This is a genomic window from Caballeronia sp. M1242 (assembly GCF_017220215.1).
Classification (GTDB): domain Bacteria; phylum Pseudomonadota; class Gammaproteobacteria; order Burkholderiales; family Burkholderiaceae; genus Caballeronia.
Window position 1 is genome coordinate 1248408 of the sequence record NZ_CP071130.1, and the last position, 21552, is coordinate 1269959.

Genomic DNA, 21552 nt, shown 5'->3' on the forward strand with positions numbered 1-21552 from the left:
ATCAAGAACCTTCCTGCGTCGGCGCCTGAACGCGCGCCTTCCACTGACCGCCCTTGCCGCTCCAGTAGCGCACGGCCGAACCGATCGTCGCCGAAACATAGAACAGCGCGACGAGCGGCAACATCGGCGCCCACAACAACGACCGCCGGTAGTATCGCAACATCGGGCCATAGGCGATGCACATCATCGCCCAGGCTGCGCAAGCCGGCCATGCGCGCGCGCCCCACGTCAGCGCGAAGACCGGCGGCACCAGATAGATCAGCGCCATGCCGAGCACCGTGCCGGCAAGCAGCAGCGGCGAATAGCGCAACTGCGTGAACGCGGTGCGGGCGATCATGTTCCAAATTTCGCGCCAGTCGTCGTACGGGCGCAGCGACTCGCTGCGGTCCGCGAGATCGAGGCGAATGGGGCGCGCGTCCGCTTTGCCCGCGCGATGCTTGATGCGCAGCGCGAGACTGCAATCGTCGATCAGTTCGCCGCGAATCGATTCGATGCCGCCCGCCTCCGCCAGCGCCGAACGGCGCACGAGCATGCAGCCGCCCGCCGCGCCCGCGGTCATCTTGCGCCGGTCGTTGACCCACGCGAACGGGTACAGCTTCGCGAAAAAAAACACGAACGCCGGAATCAGCGCCTTCTCCCACGGCGAATCGCAGCGCAGGCGCACCATCAGCGAAACGAGATCGCGATCTTCCAGAATGGTACGCGCGACCAGTTGCGTCGCGGCATCGGCCGGATGGTAGATGTCGGCGTCGGTGAGCAGCAGGAATTCGGCGGGAAGACCAAGCGTGTCGATTGCATTGATGCCCTGCGACTGCGCCCAGACCTTGCCCGACCATCCCGGCGGCAACGGCTTGCCCGTCAGCACGGTCAGGCGGTCTTCGAGGCCGAGATCGCGGGCCGCAGCGAGCGCGACGGCGGCCGTGCCATCGGCGCTGTGATCGTCGACGACCACGACGTGGAACGCGCCCGCATAGTCCTGCTTCAGCAACGAGCCGACCGCGCGGCCGATCACGTCGGCTTCATTGCGGGCGGGCACGACCGCGACGAGCGCGGGCCACGCGCCGCGTCGCGCGATCTCCGCTCGGCCGACGGCGTGCACCGCGGCATCCGAAAGCGCGGGCGCGGGCTGCGCGCGCCAGAAGCCACCTCGCGCAACGAGCAGCACGATCCAGATCAGGAATGACAGCCAGGCGATGAGTAACATGAGTTTGACGATTAGCTTGAACCCGCGTGGCGGGCAGCGCACCCATGCGCGCGCGAGCACCGACCGCGCTTGACGGCGAAGCACGCGTTGCGCGGAGGACACACGAATCAGGATGGCGGCGGCCTGCCGAAACCAGCCGCCGCGGATGTACACGGCGCGGGAAACGCGATGCGGCACGCCTTCACGCCGTCCCGGGCGACCGACAGTTTAATGGCTTTGGCGCGCGGGCGTATCGACGTCGCGCCGCACGCGTTCGCCCGCGCCGCGCGGCGAGCGCTCAAAAAGGGAACGCGTTAGAATACGCGGTCAATCTCGGCGCGCAGACAAACTTACCGGGTCCTTCTGCCGGTGTGCTTTCAGGACGTTGCAGGCATTGCGAATGCAACGTCAGTCAATCGAAGCGTGAGTTGCGCGTCTATTACCCGAAACCCGCGCTAGTCGGAGTTCGCTCGAACATGCGTATCATCCTTGCTCAACCCCGCGGTTTTTGTGCGGGCGTGGTCCGTGCGATCGAAATCGTCGATCGCGCGCTCGAACGGCATGGCGCCCCGGTCTACGTTCGCCATGAGATCGTTCATAACCGGCACGTTGTCGACAACCTGCGTGGCAAGGGCGCGCGTTTCGTGGAAGAGCTCGACGAAGTGCCGCAAGGCGCGGTCGCCATTTTCAGCGCGCACGGCGTGGCGCACAGCGTCGAGCGCGACGCCGAGGCGCGCGGTCTCGATGTGCTCGACGCCACCTGCCCGCTCGTGACCAAGGTTCACGTGCAGGGCCGGCAGTATGTATCGCAAGGGCGCACGCTGATTCTGATCGGCCACGCCGGGCATCCGGAAGTGGAAGGCACCATCGGCCAGATTCCCGGCAAGGTGGTGCTCGTGCAGAGCGAAGCCGAAGTCGACACCATGTCGCTGCCGCCCGACACGCCCGTCGCTTACGTCACGCAGACGACGCTTTCGGTGGACGACACGCGCGGCATCATCGACGCATTGCAGCGCCGCTTCAGCGATATCGTCGGGCCGGACACGCGCGACATCTGCTATGCGACGCAGAACCGGCAGGCCGCGGTGCGCGAGTTGTCGACGCAAGTCGATGTCCTGCTCGTGGTCGGCGCGACCAACAGTTCCAATTCGAACCGTCTGCGGGAGATCGGCACCGAGAGCGGCGTGCCGAGCTATCTCGTCGCGGACGGTTCCGAAATCAAGCCCGAATGGTTTGCGCATGCGCAGACGGTCGGCATCACGGCGGGCGCTTCGGCGCCCGAAGAAATGGTCGAACATGTGATCGATGCCCTGCGCGCCTTCGGACACGTCGAAGTCACGACGATGAACGGCCGCGAGGAAAAGGTCGAATTCAAACTCCCCGCGAAGTTGCTGCAACCGCTCGCCGCGCTGTCGGCCACGGCAACGGCAACGGCCATTCGCGAAGAATAAGGAGAGGACGCAAATTGTCTATTCCGATGCTCCAGAAGGTCCGCGTTGGCGCGTACATCGCCCGCCAGCATTTTTCGCGCAACAAGCGTTATCCGCTCGCGCTCATGCTGGAACCGCTGTTCCGCTGCAATCTGGCGTGTAACGGCTGCGGCAAGATCGACTATCCGGACCCGATCCTGAACCAGCGCCTGTCGCTGGAAGAATGCCTCGGCGCCGTCGACGAGTGCGGCGCGCCGGTCGTCTCCATTGCGGGCGGCGAGCCGCTGCTGCATAAGGAAATGCCGCAGATCGTGAAGGGCATCATCGCGCGCAAGAAGTTCGTGTATCTGTGCACGAACGCGCTCCTGATGGAAAAGAAGATGGATGATTACCAGCCGAGCCCGTACTTCGTCTGGTCCGTTCACCTCGACGGCGATCAGGCCATGCACGACCATTCGGTTTCGCAGGACGGCGTGTACGAGAAGGCCACCAAAGCGATCCGCGAAGCGAAGCGCCGCGGCTTCCGCGTGAACATCAACTGCACGCTGTTCAACGATGCCGATCCGGAACGCGTCGCGAAGTTCTTCGACACGCTCGGCCCGATGGGCGTGGACGGCATCACGGTGTCGCCCGGCTACGCTTACGAGCGCGCGCCGGACCAGCAGCACTTCCTGAATCGCGACAAGACCAAGACGCTCTTCCGCGAGATCTTCAAGCGCGGCAACAACGGCAAGAACTGGTCGTTCAGCCAGTCGGCCATGTTCCTCGACTTCCTCGCCGGCAACCAGACGTATCAATGCACGCCGTGGGGCAACCCGGCGCGCACGGTGTTCGGCTGGCAGCGTCCGTGCTACCTGCTCGGCGAAGGCTACGCGAAGACCTTCAAGGAACTGATGGAAACCACGGAGTGGGAAAAGTACGGCACGGGCAACTACGAAAAGTGCGCGGACTGCATGGTCCACAGCGGCTTCGAAGCGACCGCCGTGATGGACACGGTCGCGCATCCGCTGAAGGCGCTGGGCGTGTCGATGCGCGGGCCGCGCACGGAAGGCGCTTACGCGAAGGAACTGCCGATCGACAAGCAGCGTCCGGCCGAATACGTGTTCTCGAAGCACGTCGAGATCAAGCTCGAAGAGATCGGGCGCGCGCAAAAGAACAAGTCGTCGAAGACGGCTGCGGCGGCGCACTGAGTTTTAGTCGAAGGTTGAGATGTGCGAAGGGCGGATGGCTTGCGGGCCATTCGCCTTTTTTGTTTGCGGCTACCAGATCGTCTTGACGTGCTCATACTCGCGAATCAACCGATCCCGCGTCACGATAGGCGCCGCGAGCGCACGCGCCGTCGCGACGATCAGGCGATCCGCCGGGTCGTTGTGAAACTCGCCCGGCAAGTCGATCGACTTGATGGCGATGCTGCTATCTACGGGCATGAACCGCACGGCGTCGATACGACTGACCTTGTCGATCCAGTCGCCGACGTCCATCGACAGTCCTATCTTGCCGCGCCGCACGAGCAGCGCGATCTCCCACGCCGAGATGGTCGAGACGACGATCTCGCCGCGTTCGCCTGATTCCTTCTCGATTGCCGCGCGCGCCTGCTTGCTGAGCGCGCCTCCGCTGACCCACCACAGCAGCGTATGCGTGTCCAGCACGATCACCGATACGCCTCCCAATCGTCCTCGCCGATGGGCTCGAACGCGTCTTCACAAAACAGCACGCTGCCCCGCAATTCCTGCAGCGGCGTGAGCGCCGAGTTGTCATACCGCCGTACCTCGAGCACGGGCTTTCCATGGTTCGTCACGATCATGCTTTCTCCTGTTGATTCGACGAGCCGGAAGTATTCGAGCGCCTTCGCCTTGAACTCCGATTTGGAAACTCGCTTGTGAGACATGATATCGACCCTGGTCACGTGACGGTAGTCATTTTAGCCTCGTCCGAATGGATTAGGCAAAACGGACATTTTTCGAAGTCCAAATAAAAACGCGACGGCTCTCGCCGTCGCGTCATCTTCAGTGCTTGCGAAGATCAATCACGCATCAACAACACTTCCCCGCTCCCGATCCATATCTCGCCTCCTGCCGCTCGCGAAAGAACTCCGCGTACGTCATCACGGGCTTGTCGGGATGCGTCGTCTGCATATGCGTGACGTACGCATCGTAATCAGGCATGCCGACCATCAGGCGCATCGCCTGGCCGAGATACCGCCCTGCTTGCCGAAGATCGCTGAACATGGCCGACTCCTGGTTCTCGTGCTCAATGACCCGAGCGCACTGCCGCGCCGCCGCCCGTGGGCATCGGTTCGAACGGCGTTTCGCGCACCGTCGGCCTCGCCTCGCGGCGCGCGCGCAGCACGGCCAGCACGGCATAGACCGCGATGCTCACCACGACGAACATGAAAAGACCGGCCAGCGCGGCATCGATGTAATCGTTGAAGATGATGCGCTGCATCTCCGGCAACGACTTCGCCGGCGCCATCACCTTGCCTGCCTCGAACGCGTCGCGCAGCTTGCCGGCATGCGCGAGGAAGCCGACCTTCGGATTCGCGTCGAAGATCTTCTGCCAGCCGGCAGTCAGCGTGCAGATGAGCAACCACACCGTCGGCACAATCGTCACCCACGCGAAACGCTCGCGCTTCATCTTGAACAGCACGACGGTGCCGAGCGTCAGCGCAATGCCCGCGAGCATCTGGTTCGAGATGCCGAAGAGCGGCCACAGCGTATTGATGCCGCCGAACGGATCTACCACGCCCTGATACAGGAAGTAGCCCCACGCCGCGACGCACAAGCCGGTCGCGACGAGATTGGCTACCAGCGATTCCGTGCGGCGCAGCGCCGGGTGGAACGTGCCGAGCAGGTCTTGCAGCATGAAGCGTCCGGCGCGCGTGCCGGCGTCGACTGCGGTCAGAATGAAGAGCGCCTCGAAGAGAATCGCGAAGTGATACCAGAAGGCCATCATCGCCGGGCCGCCGATCACGCGATGCAGAATCTCCGCCATGCCGACTGCCAGCGTCGGCGCGCCGCCCGCCCGCGCCACGATGGTGGTTTCGCCAACGGCCTTCGCCGTCGAGGTGAGCATGTCCGGCGTCAGCGTGAAGCCCCACGACGTGACCGTCTGCGCGACCGCGTCCGGCGTCGTGCCGAGCAGCGCGGCCGGGCTGTTCATCGCGAAGTAGACGCCCGGCTCGATCACGCAGGCGGCGACGAGCGCCATGATCGCGACGAACGACTCCATCAGCATCGCGCCGTAGCCGATGAAACGCATGTTCACTTCGTTGTCGACCATTTTGGGCGTGGTGCCCGACGAGATCAGCGCGTGGAAGCCGGACACCGCGCCGCACGCGATCGTGATGAAGAGGAACGGGAACAGGTTGCCCGCCCAGACGGGACCGGAGCCGTCGACGAACTTCGTGAACGCAGGCATCTTCAGTTCGGGCGCGACGATCAGGATGCCGATCGCGAGTCCGAGAATGGTGCCGATCTTGAGGAACGTCGACAGATAATCGCGCGGCGCGAGCAGCAGCCACACCGGCAACACCGACGCGATAAAGCCGTAGCCGATCAGAATCCACGTCAGCTGAACGCCCGTGAACGTGAAGAGCGGCGCGAGCGTCGGCGATTGCGCGACCTGGCCGCCGTAGGTGATCGCGAGCATCAGCAGCACGAAGCCGATGATCGACACTTCGCCGATGCGCCCCGGACGAATGAAGCGCGTATAGACGCCCATGAAGAGCGCGATCGGAATGGTCGCCGCGACGGTGAACGTGCCCCACGGCGAATTCGTCAGCGCTTTCACGACGATCAGCGCGAGCACCGCGAGAATAATCACCATGATGAGGAACGCGCCGAAGAGCGCGATCACGCCGGGCACGGTGCCCAGTTCCATCTTGATGAGATCGCCGAGCGAGCGGCCGTCGCGGCGCGTCGAGATGAAAAGCACGACGAAATCCTGCACCGCGCCCGCGAACACGACGCCCGCCAGAATCCACAGCATGCCGGGCGTGTAGCCCATCTGCGCGGCGAGCACCGGACCGACGAGCGGACCCGCGCCCGCAATCGCCGCGAAATGGTGGCCGAACAGCACGTATTTGTTGGTCGGCACGTAATCGAGGCCGTCGTTGTGACGCACGGCCGGCGTCATGCGCAAGCCGTCGAGCTTCAACACCGTGCCGGCGATGAAGCGCGAATAGAATCGATACGCGATGAGATAGACGCAGACCGCCGCGATGACGATCCATAGTGCGCTGACCCGCTCGCCGTGCGCGAGCGCGATGGTGCCGAAAGCGAACGCGCCCAAGAGCGCGAGCGCGATCCAGACCAGGAATCCGGAAGCCCGATTCATGGTGTCTCCTATTTTGGTAAGTCTTGGATTTCCGCCCGCGCGGCTCGCGCCGTGGAGCGCCTCGGGCGTGTAGTATTCGCCTTCGTCCCGGACCTCACAACCGGACAACTACGTACGCTCGCTACGCGAAACTACGTAGAGCATCGAACGTTCCAGCGTCATGAACCTGAAAGCGAAGATTGTTGTGCTGGCGATCGTGCCGTTCGCGCTCGCCATTGGCGGTATCGAATATGGCGTGCGCCATCAGGCGACCTCGCTCGCCCGCGCCCAGCACGCGACGCTGCAAACGGCGTACATGTCCAGCAAGGAAGTCGAGTTGCGGCATTACGTCGAACTGGCGCAGAGCGCCATCGCGCCGTATTACGACGCGCCGCCCGGCGATCCGCGCAGCGACGACGAACGCCGCCAGCTTGCGCTCGATACGCTGCATCGTCTCGACTTCGGGCCGGACGGCTACTTTTTCGTCTACACGATGCGCGGCAAGTCGCTGATGCATCCGCGCCAGCCGGATCTCGTCGGACGAGACTTGTGGACCATGCGCGATCCCGCAGGCGAACTGACCATTCAGCAGTTGATCCGCGAAGCGTCGAAGGGCGGCGGCTACGTGCGCTATGTGTGGCAGCGGCCGTCCAGCGGCCAACTTGCGCCGAAGCTCGGCTACGTGGTGCCGCTCGAACGCTGGGGCTGGATGATCGGCACCGGCATCTATCTGGAGGATGTGGAGACGGCGCTCACGCGCATCGACGGCCAGGCCGCCGCGAACATCGACAGAACCGTGATGTGGATCGGCGGCATCGCGCTGGCGGCGCTCGGCGTGATCGCGTTGTGCGGCGCGGTGCTCAATATCAGCGAGCATCGCAGCGCGGATGCCAAGCTCAAGCGCCTCGCGCGGCAGGTGGTGGAGTCTCAGGAGCACGAACGGGCGCGGCTCTCGCGCGAACTGCACGACGGCATCAGCCAGATGCTGGTGTCCGTCAAGCTGCTGCTGGAATCGGCGCTCGCGCGCTTCGAACGGTCGCCCACGCGCGAAGCCGCCGCCGAAGCTGCGCTTTCCACCGGTCTCGGGCGTCTCGCCGCGACCTTGCGCGAAGTCCGCCGCATCTCGCACGCGCTGCGCCCCACGATGCTCGACGACCTCGGCCTCGCCGCCGCGCTGGAGCAGCTTGCCCGCGAGATGGACGGGCAGGACGGCATCGAAGTGCGCTTCGAACGGACGGCGGACGGCAAACCGCCCGCGCTGCCCGATCCGGTGAATACGGTGCTGTTTCGCATTGCGCAGGAAGCGCTGAACAACATCGCGCGGCACGCGCACGCGAGCCGGGCGACGCTTGCGCTCGATATCGCCCCGAACGGCGTGCGGCTCGTCGTCAGCGACAATGGCCGCGGTTTCGATGCGCAATCCGCGCTGGCCGATCCGGCGAGCGGCCTCGGCCTGCGCAACATGCGCGAGCGGCTGGACACGCTCGGCGGCACGCTTTCCATCCAGTCGCAACTGGGCCGCACGTCGATCACGGCGCACGTGCCGTTGCCGCTCGCCGCTCCGAACCTGCAAGGACTTTCCGATGACGCCTGAACCCGCCCGACTGCTGCTCGTCGACGATCATCCGCTCGTGCGCGACGGCCTGCGCGCGCGGCTCGAAGCCGTCCCGCGTCTCTCTGTCACCGGCGAAGCGGGCAACGGCCACGACGCGCTCGCGCTCGCGCTCGCCGCCGACGAAGCCACGCGCCCCGACCTCGTGCTGATGGACGTCGGCATGGCGGGCATGAGCGGCATCGAACTGGCCGCGCTTTTTCACGAGCGCTTCCCGGCTATCCGCGTGCTGATGCTCTCGATGCACGACAACGTGGAGTACGTGACGCAAGCCGTGCGCGCCGGCGCGAGCGGCTACGTGCTCAAGGATTCGCCCGCCGCCGAGATCATTCAGGCGATCGACGCCGTGCTCGCCGGCAAGACCTTCTTCAGCGCCGGGCTCGCAGCCCGCATGATTCAGGCGCAGGCCATGCAAACGCCGTTGGAACGTCTGACGCCGCGCGAGCGCGACATTCTCGACGCGCTCGCGCAGGGCTTGTCGAGCAAGCAGATTGCAACGCAGCATGGCTTGTCGGTGCGCACGGTGGAAACGCACCGGCTGAATCTCAAGCGCAAGCTCGCCATCGACGGGCAGGCGGAACTGATCAAGTTCGCCGTGGAAAACCGGCGCGGCTAGGTCAGCCGGCCGAACGCGCGTTATGCTCGGCCAGGTATTTGATCAACCCGTCCACGCCGCCCTTTTTAAGCTGACCGGCGAACTGCTGCTGATAGACCTGAATGAGCCACGCGCCCATCATGTCGATGTCGTAGATTTTCCAGCCCTGCGCCGTCTTGCCGAGGCGATAGCGCACCGGGTTGTCGCCGCCTGTCGAGACGACGTGCGATTCAACGACCGCGTCTTTCGCGCTGGCGTCGACGTTCGGCGGGTCGAAGCGGAACGTCACGTCCTGGTCCCGCAGTTGCGCGAGCGAAGCCGCATACGTATGCACGAGCAGCGTCTGGAACTGGTCGTAAAGCTGCTTTTGCTGCTCGGGCGTGGCGCTGGCCCACGCCTTGCCCAATGCAATGCGCGTAGTGCGCTGAAAGTCGGTAGCGGGCAGGAAGCGCGCTTGCACGAGTTGCGTGATCTTCGCCATGTCGCCGCCGCGCGCTTGCGGGTCGGCCTTCATCGCGTTGACGGTGCCTTCGACAGCACTTTTGACGACGGCCTCGGGGCTCGTTTGGGCGACCGCCGCACCGGAAAACGACAGCGTTGCGAAGAGAAAAGCGAAGCAGACAGACAGATAGCGTTTCATGGCACCCGTTCTCTAATGATCCAATTGTTCGGCGCGGACTCGTCAGGCCGTCGAGCCAGTATATCGACAGACCAGCGGGCCGACAGTTCACCGCCGCCCGACCGCGCCGTCTCCACCGGTATACTTGCGCGGCATCAACCGCCGTCGTTGGACTCGCGGTTCGGCCGCCGAAGCGAAAGCCGGCGCGCGAACGCGGCAGCGTCACTACGCGGCTCGCAATATGCGGTCCGCGAAAATAACAGGTCACACCAGGTAGCGTCTTCATGCTGACGTCCAACATTACCCGCTTCGTCACGCTCGCCATTCGCCGGCCGGCGTGGATTATCGCCGCTTCGATTCTGCTCGGCATCCTCTCCACGATTTATGTCGTTCACCACTTCAAGATCAGCACCGACGTCAGCCAGCTGATCGAAAACGAGCCGGAATGGGCGGCACGCGGCGACGCCATCGTAAAAGCCTTTCCGCAGCGCGGCGCCACGCTGCTCATCGTCGTCGAAGCGCCCGCCGCCGAATTCGCCGATGCCGCCGCGAACGAACTCGCCGCCGCGCTCGCCAAAGAGCCGGACCGCTTCAAGTCGATCTCGCAGCCGGAAGGCGGCGAATTCTTCGCGCACAACGGCCTGCTCTATCTGCCCACCGACAAGGTCGATCAGGTCACGAAGCAGCTGGTTCAGGCGCGCCCGCTCATCAACACGCTGGCGCACGACCCCACGCTCACGGGCCTCGCGCAGACGCTGAATACCACGCTCAATGTGCCGTTGATGCTCGGTCAGGTCAATCTCGGCCAAATGGCCAATCTGCTTGGCCGCAGCGCGACCGTGCTGGACCGCGTGCTCGCGAATCAGCCCGCCGCATTCTCATGGCGCGATGTCGCGAGTCCGGGCGGCGACGGCCCCGGCCGCGCCTTTATCACCGTATTGCCGCAACTCAATTTCAGCGCGTTGAAAGCGGCCGCCGGCACATCCAACGAAATCCGCGCGGTGGCCGCGAAGCTCGGCCTCGACAAGAAATACGGCGCGACGCTGCATCTGACCGGCGCGCAACCGCTCGCCGACGAGGAATTCGCCTCCGTGCAGGACGGCGCGGCGCTCAACGGCGCGCTTACTTTCCTCGTCGTGCTGATGATTCTCTGGGTCGCGCTGCGCTCGAAGCGCATGATCCTCGCGGTGTTCATCACGCTCTTCGTCGGGCTCTCGGTGACGGCGGCGCTCGGCCTGATGATGGTGCACGCGCTCAACATGATCTCCGTTGCGTTCATGGTGCTCTTCGTCGGGCTCGGCGTGGACTTCGGCATTCAGTTCGGCGTGAAGTATCGTGAGGAGCGGCATCGGCACAAGCGGCTCGACGTCTCGCTCGCGGAGACTGCCCGGCATGTCGCCGTGCCGCTCACGCTCGCCGCGACCGCCACCGCCGCGAGCTTCTTCTCGTTCTTGCCGACCGCCTATCGCGGCGTGTCCGAGCTGGGGCTGATCGCGGGCGTCGGCATGTTCGTCGCGTACGTGACCAACATGACGCTCTTGCCCGCGCTCATCAAAGTGTTCGCGCCGCCCGGCGAGGCGAAAGCGCCCGGCTTTCCGATGCTCGCGCCGGTCGATGAATTCCTCGACCGGAATCGCAAGCCGGTGCTGGTCGGCACGCTCGTCGTCGTGATTGGCGCGCTGCCGCTGCTCACGCACTTGCGCTTCGACTTCAATCCGCTGCATCTCAAAGACCCGCACACCGAGTCGATGGCGACGCTCATCTCGCTCAAGGACTCGCCCGAAGCCGCGGTGAACGATGTCGCCGTGCTCGCGCCGTCGCTCGCGGACGCGGACCGCATCGCGGCGAAGCTCGACAAGCTGCCCGAAGTGGAACGCGCGACCACGCTGTCGTCGCTCATTCCCGCCGATCAGCCGGCGAAGCTCAAGCTGATTCAGGACGCCGCCGATCAACTGCTGCCCGCGCTGAATCAGCCGGTGGCGTCGCCGGTGACGGACGCGGTGCGGGTCGCGACGCTCAAGCGCGTGTCGAACCAGCTTTCGCTCGCCGCCGACGAGCATCCCGGCCAAGGCGCGCCGGAAGCCAAGCATTTGTCGGCGACGCTCGCGAAGCTCGCCCAAGCCGACGCCGCCACGCGCGACCGCGCCGAGCACGCGATGGCCGAGCCGCTGCGCCTCGCCCTCGCGCAGCTTCGCGCGTTGTTGCAGCCGACCGAAATCACCCGCGCGACGCTGCCGCCCGCGATGGTCGAGTCGTGGGTGACGCCGGGCGGTCAGGCGCTCGTGAACGTGTCGCCGAAAGCGCCGCCGGGCGTCGATCCGAACGACGACACGCTGCTCGCGCATTTCGCGGATGCCGTGCAGCGGGTCGAGCCGAACGCCATCGGCGGGCCCATTTCCGTGCGCCATTCGGCCGAGGTCATCATCACCGCGTTCGAGCATGCCGCGTTGTATTCGCTCATCGCCATAACAGTGCTGCTGTGGCTCGCGCTGCGTCGTTTCGGCGACGTTCTGCGAACTTTGGTACCGTTGCTCGTTTCGGCGATCGTGACGCTGGAGTTGTGCGTCGTCTTCCGCATGCCGCTCAACTTCGCGAATATCATCGCGTTGCCGCTGATGCTAGGAGTCGGCGTCGCGTTCAAGATCTATTTCGTGATGGCCTGGCGGCAAGGACAGACGCGCCTTCTCCAGTCGAGCCTCACGCACGCCGTGATGTTCAGCGCGGCCACCACCGCGACGGCTTTCGGCAGTCTCTGGTTCTCGCATCATCCGGGCACGTCGAGCATGGGGCGGCTTCTGGCGTTGTCGCTTCTGTGCACGCTGATCGGCGCCGTGGTGTTTCAGCCCGTGCTGATGGGCAAACCGCGCAAGGTGCGCGCGGCGGACCGCGCGAGGCTGCGCGCGAGCCAGCGGCATGACAATCTAAGAGGAATTGAAGAATGAGAATGGCTCCAGCGGCGCCTGCCGCTGCCGCGCTTCGCAAGCTGGCGACGAGTTTCGCCGTCGCGGGCGCGCTTTTGATGGCTGGGTGCGCGACGGGTCCGGACCGCAATCCGCACGATCCGCTCGAACCGATGAACCGGACCATCTTCAAGTTCAACGACACAGTCGACAATTACGTGGCGCGTCCCGTCGCGCAGTTCTACGTGGACTGGACGCCGAGCCCGTTCCGCACGGCGGTCAGCAACTTCTTCTCGAATCTGGGCGATTTCAGCAACTTCGCGAACAACCTGCTGCAACTGAAGATCACGGACGCCACGCAGGATCTGATGCGCATCGCGATGAATTCGGTGTTCGGCATCGGCGGGCTGATCGACATTGCATCGCCTGCGGGCTTGCCGAAGCATCATCAGGACTTCGGCCTGACGCTCGGCCATTACGGCGTGCCGTCGGGGCCGTACGTCGTGCTGCCGCTGCTCGGCCCGAGCTCGGTGCGCGATTCGACGACATGGCTCGTCGACTGGCGGGTGAATCCGGTCAGCTATGCAGATTCGGAGATTCGCTGGCCGCTGTATGGCGTGAACTTCGTGAGCGCGCGCGCGGACCTGCTCGGCGCGACCGATCTGCTCTCGCAAGCCGCGCTCGACAAATACGCGTTCGTGCGCGACGCCTACACGCAGCGCCGCCAATACTTGCTGACGGGCGGCTCGTCGGCGTCGCTGCCCGATTACGGCGACGAAGGCGCGAGCGCGCCCGAAGGAGCGAGCGCGCCGGGCAGCAGCAGCCAGGAGCAAGGTCTGCCGAATTACGTCGATCCGGGCGCGGCGGCATCGCCTGCGGGCGGCGTCGGGCCGAAATCGCCGGCGCCGGGCGCGGGCGAGTCGAACACCGCGCCGTCGCCGAGTTCGAGCAAGTCGCAGGGTCTGCCTCAGTACGAGGACCCGGCGGAAAGCAAGTAAGCCGCTGCCGGCAGTGCTGCAAAGAGAAACGGGCGCTCAGGCGCCCGTTTTTGTCTCAATGCGCCGCCTCGGCGGCTTCTTCGCGGCCGATGTCATCGGTCGATGCTTTCGGCGCTTCCACCGCGCGCTGGTCGCGCCGATACGCTTCGAACAACTCGTCCGCATAGCGAATCTGCGTGCGGCCGTGCGGCGCCGGTTCGCCCTGTTCGTTCAGGTTGACGAACACCATCTTCTCGACGGTCAGAATGCTCTTGCGCGTGATCTTGTTGCGCACTTCCGCGCGCAGCGTGATCGACGTGCGTCCGAAATTCGTCGCCGTAATGCCCAGCTCGATGATGTCGCCCTGCCGCGCCGAACTGACGAAGTTGATCTCCGACATGAACTTGGTCACGACGCGCTGATTGCCCAGCTGCGAGATGGCGTAGATGGCGGCTTCTTCGTCGATCCAGCGCAGCAGGCTGCCGCCGAACAACGTGCCGTTGGGATTAAGGTCTTCGGGCTTGACCCATTTGCGAGTGTGAAAATTCATGGTGCGCTTCCTCTTACGTTCCTGCGATGACCGCGTACTTCACGCAGCCAACCTAGGGTTTTCCCTGATTATAACCAAGCTGAGGGTTAACCCGCAGAAAGCAAGACCGCGCGAACGCGACTAGTCGAAGGAAAGCGCCCGCGCCTTTTCCATCGCATGGCGCGCGTGGACGAGCGTCGTGCGGGCGGCGCGCGCATCGCCTGCGAGCCGCAGTAGCGCGCCGATTTGCGACGGCTGGCGCGCGAGTTCACGCAAGATCGGACCGATAGCGGTGGTGCCGTCATCGCGCAGGCCAGCCGTCGCGGCGGGCGGAAGCGTGCGCCACGCCGGATCGACGACCGCGCGACACACCGCGAACGGCAAGCCGCGCGCCGTCGCGATGGCGCCCGCGATATGCGACTCCATGTCGACCGCGAGCGCGCCCGTCGACGAATGCAGCGACCGCTTGTCGGACTCGCTCGTGACCGGCGCGGCGACGGCCGCCATCGGACCGGAGCGCGTGATGCGGGCGAGCGGCGATCCGCCGAAAGCCTCGACGATGCGCGCGGACCACGCGGCATCGGTCGGCAAGCTGCCGAACGGGCCCGACACGCTCTCTGCGACGATCAGCGTTCCCGGCTCCAGATCCGGCGCGAGTCCGCCCGCCGTCCCGAAGCTGATGATGCCCGCGCAGCCGCGCGCCACGGCATCCGACAAGGCGCGTTCGAGCCAGTCCGATCGCGCGGCGAACACGGCATCCACGCCGCGCCCGCGCACGATCTTCGCCTCGAACGCCATGCCCGTCACCGCGACGACGGGCGCGCCGACCAAAGGACGCGAAAGCGCGGCCGAGCGTGCGTCGCGCGCGTTCACATGCCCGCCGTCACGCGCGTTTCGCCTTCGCGCGTCAGGTTGCGGTAACGCGCGAGCGCCCACAACGGGAAGAACTTGCGATAGCCGTGATAGCGCAGATAGAACACGCGCGGGAAGCCCGTCGCGGTAAAGCGCGTTTCGTCCCAGAGGCCGTGCGCCTGCTGGGTCCGGATCAGATACTCGATGCCTCTCGCGACCGCCGGATGTTCCACGAGTCCCGCCGCCATCAGCCCGAGCAGCGCCCACGCCGTCTGCGACGCGGTGCTCGGCGCCTGTTCGTAGCCGCGATAGTCGAGCTTGTAGCTCTCGCCGTCCTCGCCCCAGCCGCCGTCCGCGTTCTGAACGCCGATGAGCCATTCCGCGCCGCGCTTCATGCGCGAATCCGTTGGCGCGACGCCCGCCGCGTTGAGCGCGCAGAGCGCCGACCACGTGCCGTACACGTAGTTCATGCCCCAGCGCCCGTACCAGCTTCCGTCGCGCTCCTGATTTCTCACGATGTAGTCGAACGCGCGGCGCGCCGGCTCGCTGTTCGCGGGCGTTTCGCCGAGTTGCGCGAGCATCGAAAGACAGCGGGCGGAGACGTCGACGGTCGGCGGATCGAGCAGCGCGCCGTGGTCCGAGAACGGGATGTTGTTCAGGTAATACTGCGTGTTTTCCGGTTCGAACGCGCCCCAGCCGCCGTCGCTGCTCTGCATGCCGACGACCCATTCGCGCGCGCGGGAGATCGCCTCGTCGAACATCGGCGTGCCGTTCTCGCGGCCCGCGCGCTCCATCGCCATCGCGACGACGGCGGTGTCGTCGACATCCGGATAGTGCGGGTTCGCGAACTGGAACGCCCAGCCGCCCGGCCGCACGTTCGGACGGCGCGAGATCCAGTCGCCGCGCACGTCGAGAATCTGCAACGGACGCAGCCATTCGAGCCCGCGCGCGACGGCGGCGCGCGCCTTCGGCATGCCGGTTTCGAGCAACGCGTGCGCCGCGAGCGACGTGTCCCAGACCGGCGACAGACACGGCTGGCAGTAGGCCTCGCCGTCGTCCGCTTCGTCGATGACCAGCAGCTTGTCGACCGACTTGCGCGCGATCGCGCGGTTCGGATGCTCGGGCGGATAGCCGAGCACGTCGTACATCATCACGGCGTTCGCCATGGCCGGGAAGATGGCGCCGAGGCCGTCTTCGCCGTTCAGCCGCTCGTCGACGAAGCGCACCGCCTCCGCGATCGCGCGCTCGCGGCCGGCTTTCGGGAACACGCTGTCGGTTGCGCGCAGCACGGTGTCGACCATGCGGAAGAAGGTGAACCAGCCGCGGTTCTGATGCCCCGCGCGCTCCGGCATGCCGGTGTTCACCGGCGCGTCGGTGAACACTTCGTCGATGCGCACGCCGCGCGGATTGCGCGCCACCGGCCGTTTCGCATTCAGCACGAGCAGCGGCACGATCACCGTGCGCGCCCAGTACGACACCTTCGACAGGTGGAACGGAAACCACATCGGCAGTCGCATGATTTCGACGGGCATCATCGGCACCGCGCGCCACGACACCACGCCGAAGAGCGCCAGCAAAATGCGCGTGAAGACGTTGACCTTTTCCGCGCCGCCCGCCGCGAGAATGGCGCGACGCGCGCGCTGCATGTGCTCGGCATCGGGCGAATCGCCGATCATCTTCAGCGCGAAGTACGCCTTCACGGTCGCGGAGACGTCCATCGCGCCGTCCGTGAAAAGCGGCCAGCCGCCGTCTTCGCGCTGAATGCGGCGCAGATAGCGGCCGATCTTCGCTTCCAGCTTGTCGTCAGCCGTCTCGCCGAGGTAATGCACGAGCAGCACGTATTCAGCGGGAATCGTTGCGTCGGCTTCGAGTTCGTAGAGCCAATAGCCTTCGGGAAACTGCGCCGCGAGCAGCGCGTCGGTGGCGTGGGTGACGGCGTGGTCCAGCGCGGCATTCGACGCCGGCGCGCCCACGGCCGACAGGGATAAATCGTTCATCAGCGTTCCATCGATGGGTTCAACAGCGCATCCGCGGCCTTCTGGCCGGAGCGGATCGCGCCTTCGATCGTCGCGGGGAGGTCCGTTGCCGTCCAGTCGCCCGCGAGCGTGAGATTGGGCCAGCGCGTGCGCGTCGCGGCCCGCAAGCCTTCCTGCGAGGGCACCGCCGCGAAGGTCGCGCGTTCTTCCGCGATGACCTGCCACGGCGGCATCGGCACGGGCGGCAGGCGCACGGCTTTCGCCACGTCGCGCCAAACGGCCGCCGCGATGTCCTCGTGCGGCGTCGATAGCAGCCGATCCGCGCTGACGATGGTCGCCGTGAGCCGGCCATCGCCTGCACAGAGCCAGTCCGCCGCGCCGTTCACGAAGAACGTCAGCCGCTCCGAGCCGATCGAACCGATCGAACCGACCGGCGCATCCACCGCGAAGTGCACGGTGACGATCGCGCGGAATTCATCCGGCGCGACGATTTCCGGCACCAGCGCGCGCGCCGCGTCGGGCGGCACCGCGAGCACGACGCCATCGCCCGGTCCGAGCGCGACAGACTCGCCCGCGCCCTCGAAAGCGAGCGAGCTTACCCGTTCCTTCGAATCCGTGCCCGAAAAACGGATGTTCGTCGCCCGCGCGCCGAGCCGGATGTCCGCGCCGCCGTACTGCAAGAGCCGCAGCGCGGGTTCGACGAACGCATGCGCCACGCCGTTTTTCGCGATGAGCGGCCGGCACGCCTGGCCGCCCGCCGCCAGCGTCTCGCGCAGAAGATGCGACGCGACCGTCGCGCTGGCTTCGGACGGGTCAGCCTTCAGCAGCGTGCGCAACAGTGGCCGCGCAAGTGAATCCCACACGCGGCCGCGCGCGCGCATCGACTCCTCGACGGTGCGCCCCGGCTTGCCGAAAAAGAGCGGCAGCATGGGCAGATAGTCGGCGGGCTGCGTGCCGGGCAGCCGCGCCTCGGCGTCGAAGATCCAGCGCGGCAAGCGTCCCGGCGTCATGCGGATGGCCCACGCCTGACCGCTCGCGGCATCGAAAAAAGGATAGTCGGCCTGCGTCGGGCCGCTGACGTTATCTGCGGAACTGATCGCCCGCAGAAAGCCGAGCGTGGCGTGATCGCCCGAGAGCAGCAGATGACAGCCGTTATCGACCGTCATGCCGAGTTTCGCGTCGAAGTACGAGCGGCTGCGGCCGCCTGCGCGAGGCGCCGATTCGTGGAGAACGACGCGCGCGCCGCGCCGCTGCGCCTGCACTGCGGCGGCGAGACCGGCGAGGCCGGCCCCGACGACGTGTACGAGCCGGGACATCAGAGAAGATTGCGCGCGACGATCCAGAGCAGGCGCGCACGCGGCGTGCGCACGCGCGTGCGCGGCAGGTCGAAGCCGCGTTTCAGGTTCGCCTCGAGCACCGCGCGATACGCCGCCGACATGATGCGCGGCGCGCGCACTTCGTGGCGCGGCGAGGCCGCCATGATGGCGTCGGACTGCGCGTAGTGGCCTTTCGCGCGCTCGGCGAGCACGGCGCACACGCGCGGCAGCCGCGCATCGCCGACGATCGCCGCCGGGTTGCTCGTCGCGATGCCTTCGCGCGCCAGCAGTTCGCGCGGCAGATAAACGCGGCCGATGGCGGCGTCCTCGTCGATATCGCGCAGGATGTTGGTGAGTTGCAGCGCGCGCCCGAGGTGATGCGCGAGCCGCCGGCCCGCGTCTTCCTGCATCCCGAAGATTCTCACCGACAGCCGCCCGACCGCGCTCGCGACGCGGTCGCAATACAGGTCGAGCGTGGCTTCGTCGGGCGCGACGATGTCGCCGGCGGCGTCCATCGCCATGCCGTCGATCACGGCGTGAAAGTCGTCGCGAGAGAGATGGAAAGCGTGAATGTGGCGGGTCAGCGCCTCGAGGGAGCGCTTCGGCGCGCCGCGATAGCAGGCGTCGATGTCCTCGCGCCAGCCTTCCAGCGCGAGCGCGCGTTCGCGGCGCGGCAGCGCGCCTTCGTCGGCGATATCGTCCACCGCGCGGCAAAAGGCGTAGATCTGGTACATCGCGTCCCGCTGCGCAGCCGGAAGGATGCGCATGGCGAGATAGAACGAACTGCCCGACGATGCCTTCGCGGCCTCGGTGGTGGATTCGTCGGCGATGAAGTTGGAAACGGCCAAGACGGACTCCGCTGTGGCGCCCCCAAGGGCAAATTAAGAGATCGGGCGCCGGTTCCGACGATCCCGTTGAGCGCGCGGAACGACGTGGCGCTGAAGAGGGAATGACCGAAGGAGACGGCCGGCGCGCGCCGGCTGCGAACTGCGCCGGAAGCGGCTAGGAGTATACCAATGATTCGGCCCGATTGCGCCTTGCGGCGGCGCGCGTGGCCGCGATCAGGCGAAGCCGACCGAGCGGTTGCGCCCCTCGCGCTTCGCCACGTACAGCGCGGCGTCGGCTTCGTTGATGAGCGCCTCGTAAGACGACGTCACCTCGCGCCGCGCGCACGCCACGCCGACACTCGCCGTCACCGGCACGCGGGCGCCCTGCACGTCGATAGGCGTTTCGCAGATCGAGTGGCGCACTTTCTCCGCGACGATCATCGCGTCGTCGAAGTTCGTGCACGGCAGAAGCAGCGCGAATTCCTCGCCGCCGAAGCGCCCGAACACGTCCTGCACGCGCACGGTCGCAGCAACGCGCTCGGCCATCACGCGCAGCACCGTGTCGCCGACCAGATGGCCGAACTCGTCGTTGATGCGCTTGAAGTGGTCGAGATCGAATAGCAGCATCGACAAATCGCCGCCGTAGCGTTGCCAGCGCGAGAATTCGTCGCGAATGCGCAGCTCGAAATAGCGCCGGTTCGCGATGCCGGTCAGGCCGTCGCGGTCGGCAAATTCCTGTAGCTTGGCCACGGCTTCGTCGCGGGCGCGCTGCATCATGCTCGCGTGGGTGGCATCGGAAATGGTCACGCAGACGGCCCGCACTTCGCGCTCGTGCGTGAGCGGCATGAACGTGCAGTCCTGCTGCATGAAGTCGACGCCGCCGGTAATCGGCCGGTCGTGATCGAACTTGAAGAGATACGGCCGCTGTTCCCACGAACTGAACGCGAAGCTGCCGAGTTGGAACACGCTTTCCACCTTGCGCGTGAGCCACACGCGCGGCAGTTCCGGAAAGCTCGCGAAAATCGACTTGCCCGTCACCTGCTCGGCCGTTTTGCCGCTGTGGTCCGCCATGAAGCGGTTCCACATGAGCACGTTCAGATCGCGGTCCAGCACGAAAATGCCGAAGCCGACGCGCTCGATCACCAGTTCGCTCAGCACATGCCGCAGTTCTTCCATATCGGCGCGGCGTCAGAAGCTGGAAAGCAGCGCGTCGAGCGCCTCGTTCAGATGCGCAATGGCGTCTTCGGCCATCAGCATCACCAGATGCGCGCGGAAGCTGTGATCCTCCAGCGCGAAGTTGACTTCGAGCAGCAGCGCCGTTTTCCACGCGAGCATCGCGGGCTGGAAGACTTCTTCGAGCGCCAGTTCCGCGCCGAGCATGCCCGGCGGCGAGAAGATCGGCGCGCGGCCGAGGCGGTCCAGAATGCACGACACGCACGCGCCGATCAACACCGTCGCCACGTCGAAGACGAGTTCCGTGCGCGTGGTCGCTTCGTAGGTGGACTTGGTGTAGGGATCGTCGACGAGCGCGCAAAGGTCATCGACGCTGCCGCTCTTGCACAGCACGATCGCCTCGCCCTTGATGTCCGAGCGAAAGCCCTGGCGCACGGCGGTCACGGCGTCGGTGATGCCGGTCATCTCGCGCAGCGCGGCGGACGCTTCGGACACGTTCACCACGCGCACGCGCGGCACCGACAGTTCGATAAACGTGCCGAGCAGCTTCGACAGGCGCGTGGCGGCCTGGCCCATCGCCATGTTGGCGACTTCCTGCAGCGCGTCGCGCTGGTCTTCGTTGAGGGCGGGTTCAACCATGGAGACCGTACTCCTTCAAAACGGGACGCAGCGCTTCGGGCGTCACGGGCTTCGGCAGGAACGCAATGGCTCCGAGCGCGCGCACGCGTTCCTGCGCGAGCGGTTGCACGTCGGCGGAAACGACGATCACGAACGTGTTCAGGTCTTCGTGCTGAAGCGCGTCGAGAACCTGATAGCCGGTCATGTCCGGCATCGTCAGATCGAGAAACATGACGGATGCGCGGCCCGCGCGATACAACTCGAGCGCCTCGCGTCCATTCGTCGCGTAGGAGATATCGACGTCCCAGTCCGCGGGCAGTGCGCGCGTCAACACCTTGCGCGCGAGCAGGGAATCATCGGCAATGACAATCGGCAAAGGCATGGTCGGTCGAATCGGTGAACGTTCGTGGCTGACGGGATGCATGGCTACACGGCATGCTCTCGTATGCGTTTACGGCGTGGCTGCGGAGTTCTTTAGGGAGACGGGCGGCGCGTACGTCGCCAGCCGCTGATGGCAGGCGAAATCGAATGTAAAGGCGCCCAAGCAGCGCGGCTATCCGGCGCGATGGAACGGCACGCGGCGAGGGCGCACCCGAGTGTCTGGTTCGGCGTCATGTTGCCTTGCCCCGTG

Annotated in this window: 20 protein-coding genes; 6 read left to right on the forward strand and 14 right to left on the reverse strand. The window is 65.8% G+C overall.

The window, feature by feature from the left end:
- Nucleotide 1: 1 nt before the first annotated feature.
- Nucleotides 2-1204 (reverse strand): glycosyltransferase, encoded by a 1203-nt coding sequence (locus JYK05_RS19255; RefSeq protein ID WP_206468922.1) that lies wholly within the window; start codon nucleotides 1202-1204, stop codon nucleotides 2-4.
- A gap of 455 nt (nucleotides 1205-1659) precedes the next feature.
- Between JYK05_RS19255 and ispH the strand changes: the two genes are divergently transcribed.
- Together ispH and hpnH are read left to right on the forward strand one after the other, a co-directional pair.
- On the forward strand, nucleotides 1660-2634 hold the full coding sequence (gene ispH, locus JYK05_RS19260) for a 4-hydroxy-3-methylbut-2-enyl diphosphate reductase (RefSeq protein ID WP_206468923.1): 975 nt from the start codon (nucleotides 1660-1662) through the stop codon (nucleotides 2632-2634).
- A gap of 14 nt (nucleotides 2635-2648) precedes the next feature.
- Complete coding sequence (gene hpnH, locus JYK05_RS19265; RefSeq protein WP_175940761.1) at nucleotides 2649-3803, forward strand: adenosyl-hopene transferase HpnH; 1155 nt, start codon at nucleotides 2649-2651, stop codon at nucleotides 3801-3803.
- Nucleotides 3804-3872: 69 nt separating this feature from the next.
- Here hpnH and JYK05_RS19270 read toward each other — a convergent pair whose 3' ends face one another.
- The 4 genes from JYK05_RS19270 to JYK05_RS19285 all read right to left on the reverse strand — a co-directional run bounded on the left by JYK05_RS19270 (nucleotide 3873) and on the right by JYK05_RS19285 (nucleotide 6948).
- Complete coding sequence (locus JYK05_RS19270) at nucleotides 3873-4283, reverse strand: type II toxin-antitoxin system VapC family toxin (RefSeq protein WP_206468924.1); 411 nt, start codon at nucleotides 4281-4283, stop codon at nucleotides 3873-3875.
- Nucleotides 4265-4504 carry a type II toxin-antitoxin system Phd/YefM family antitoxin gene (locus tag JYK05_RS19275; RefSeq protein WP_206469685.1) on the reverse strand — a complete coding sequence of 80 codons (240 nt, stop codon included), beginning with the start codon at nucleotides 4502-4504 and terminating at the stop codon, nucleotides 4265-4267. The genes JYK05_RS19270 and JYK05_RS19275 overlap by 19 nt, the downstream gene beginning before the upstream one ends.
- A 142-nt stretch (nucleotides 4505-4646) precedes the next feature.
- A complete protein-coding gene (locus tag JYK05_RS19280) occupies nucleotides 4647-4841 on the reverse strand; it encodes a YbdD/YjiX family protein (protein WP_086967065.1) in 195 nt (64 codons plus the stop codon).
- A gap of 22 nt (nucleotides 4842-4863) precedes the next feature.
- Nucleotides 4864-6948 carry a carbon starvation CstA family protein gene (locus JYK05_RS19285; protein WP_206468926.1) on the reverse strand — a complete coding sequence of 695 codons (2085 nt, stop codon included), beginning with the start codon at nucleotides 6946-6948 and terminating at the stop codon, nucleotides 4864-4866.
- Between the two features lie 160 nt (nucleotides 6949-7108).
- On the opposite strand from JYK05_RS19285, the gene JYK05_RS19290 reads away from it, so the two are divergent.
- Together JYK05_RS19290 and JYK05_RS19295 are read left to right on the forward strand one after the other, a co-directional pair.
- Nucleotides 7109-8521 carry a cache domain-containing protein gene (locus JYK05_RS19290; RefSeq protein WP_206468927.1) on the forward strand — a complete coding sequence of 471 codons (1413 nt, stop codon included), beginning with the start codon at nucleotides 7109-7111 and terminating at the stop codon, nucleotides 8519-8521.
- Complete coding sequence (locus tag JYK05_RS19295) at nucleotides 8511-9155, forward strand: response regulator transcription factor (protein WP_206468929.1); 645 nt, start codon at nucleotides 8511-8513, stop codon at nucleotides 9153-9155. The genes JYK05_RS19290 and JYK05_RS19295 overlap by 11 nt, the downstream gene beginning before the upstream one ends.
- 1 nt (nucleotide 9156) lies before the next feature.
- Here the strand turns inward: JYK05_RS19295 and JYK05_RS19300 are convergent, their stop codons facing one another.
- Nucleotides 9157-9774, reverse strand: a complete 618-nt coding sequence (locus tag JYK05_RS19300; RefSeq protein ID WP_206468931.1) for a phospholipid-binding protein MlaC — start codon at nucleotides 9772-9774, stop codon at nucleotides 9157-9159.
- Between the two features lie 263 nt (nucleotides 9775-10037).
- Between JYK05_RS19300 and JYK05_RS19305 the strand changes: the two genes are divergently transcribed.
- Together JYK05_RS19305 and JYK05_RS19310 are read left to right on the forward strand one after the other, a co-directional pair.
- A complete protein-coding gene (locus JYK05_RS19305) occupies nucleotides 10038-12695 on the forward strand; it encodes an MMPL family transporter (RefSeq protein ID WP_206468933.1) in 2658 nt (885 codons plus the stop codon).
- Complete coding sequence (locus JYK05_RS19310; protein ID WP_371826441.1) at nucleotides 12692-13651, forward strand: MlaA family lipoprotein; 960 nt, start codon at nucleotides 12692-12694, stop codon at nucleotides 13649-13651. Before JYK05_RS19305 ends, JYK05_RS19310 begins: the two co-directional genes overlap by 4 nt.
- 55 nt (nucleotides 13652-13706) lie before the next feature.
- Here JYK05_RS19310 and JYK05_RS19315 read toward each other — a convergent pair whose 3' ends face one another.
- The 8 genes from JYK05_RS19315 to JYK05_RS19350 all read right to left on the reverse strand — a co-directional run bounded on the left by JYK05_RS19315 (nucleotide 13707) and on the right by JYK05_RS19350 (nucleotide 21303).
- The gene (locus JYK05_RS19315) at nucleotides 13707-14180 is read right to left on the reverse strand and encodes an acyl-CoA thioesterase (protein ID WP_206468935.1); all 474 of its coding nucleotides are present in this window, start codon (nucleotides 14178-14180) and stop codon (nucleotides 13707-13709) included.
- Between the two features lie 120 nt (nucleotides 14181-14300).
- Nucleotides 14301-14957 (reverse strand): phosphorylase, encoded by a 657-nt coding sequence (locus JYK05_RS19320; protein WP_241270021.1) that lies wholly within the window; start codon nucleotides 14955-14957, stop codon nucleotides 14301-14303.
- 71 nt (nucleotides 14958-15028) lie between these two features.
- Nucleotides 15029-17008 carry a squalene--hopene cyclase gene (shc, locus tag JYK05_RS19325; protein WP_206468939.1) on the reverse strand — a complete coding sequence of 660 codons (1980 nt, stop codon included), beginning with the start codon at nucleotides 17006-17008 and terminating at the stop codon, nucleotides 15029-15031.
- A complete protein-coding gene (gene hpnE / locus JYK05_RS19330) occupies nucleotides 17008-18303 on the reverse strand; it encodes a hydroxysqualene dehydroxylase HpnE (RefSeq protein ID WP_206468941.1) in 1296 nt (431 codons plus the stop codon). Before hpnE ends, shc begins: the two co-directional genes overlap by 1 nt.
- Complete coding sequence (hpnD, locus tag JYK05_RS19335) at nucleotides 18303-19151, reverse strand: presqualene diphosphate synthase HpnD (protein ID WP_206468943.1); 849 nt, start codon at nucleotides 19149-19151, stop codon at nucleotides 18303-18305. Before hpnD ends, hpnE begins: the two co-directional genes overlap by 1 nt.
- A gap of 213 nt (nucleotides 19152-19364) precedes the next feature.
- Complete coding sequence (locus JYK05_RS19340; RefSeq protein WP_175940773.1) at nucleotides 19365-20306, reverse strand: GGDEF domain-containing protein; 942 nt, start codon at nucleotides 20304-20306, stop codon at nucleotides 19365-19367.
- Nucleotides 20307-20318: 12 nt separating this feature from the next.
- Nucleotides 20319-20942, reverse strand: coding sequence for a chemotaxis protein CheC (locus JYK05_RS19345; RefSeq protein ID WP_175940774.1), 624 nt, complete (start codon nucleotides 20940-20942; stop codon nucleotides 20319-20321).
- On the reverse strand, nucleotides 20935-21303 hold the full coding sequence (locus JYK05_RS19350; RefSeq protein WP_175940775.1) for a response regulator: 369 nt from the start codon (nucleotides 21301-21303) through the stop codon (nucleotides 20935-20937). The genes JYK05_RS19345 and JYK05_RS19350 overlap by 8 nt, the downstream gene beginning before the upstream one ends.
- Nucleotides 21304-21552: the final 249 nt, after the last annotated feature.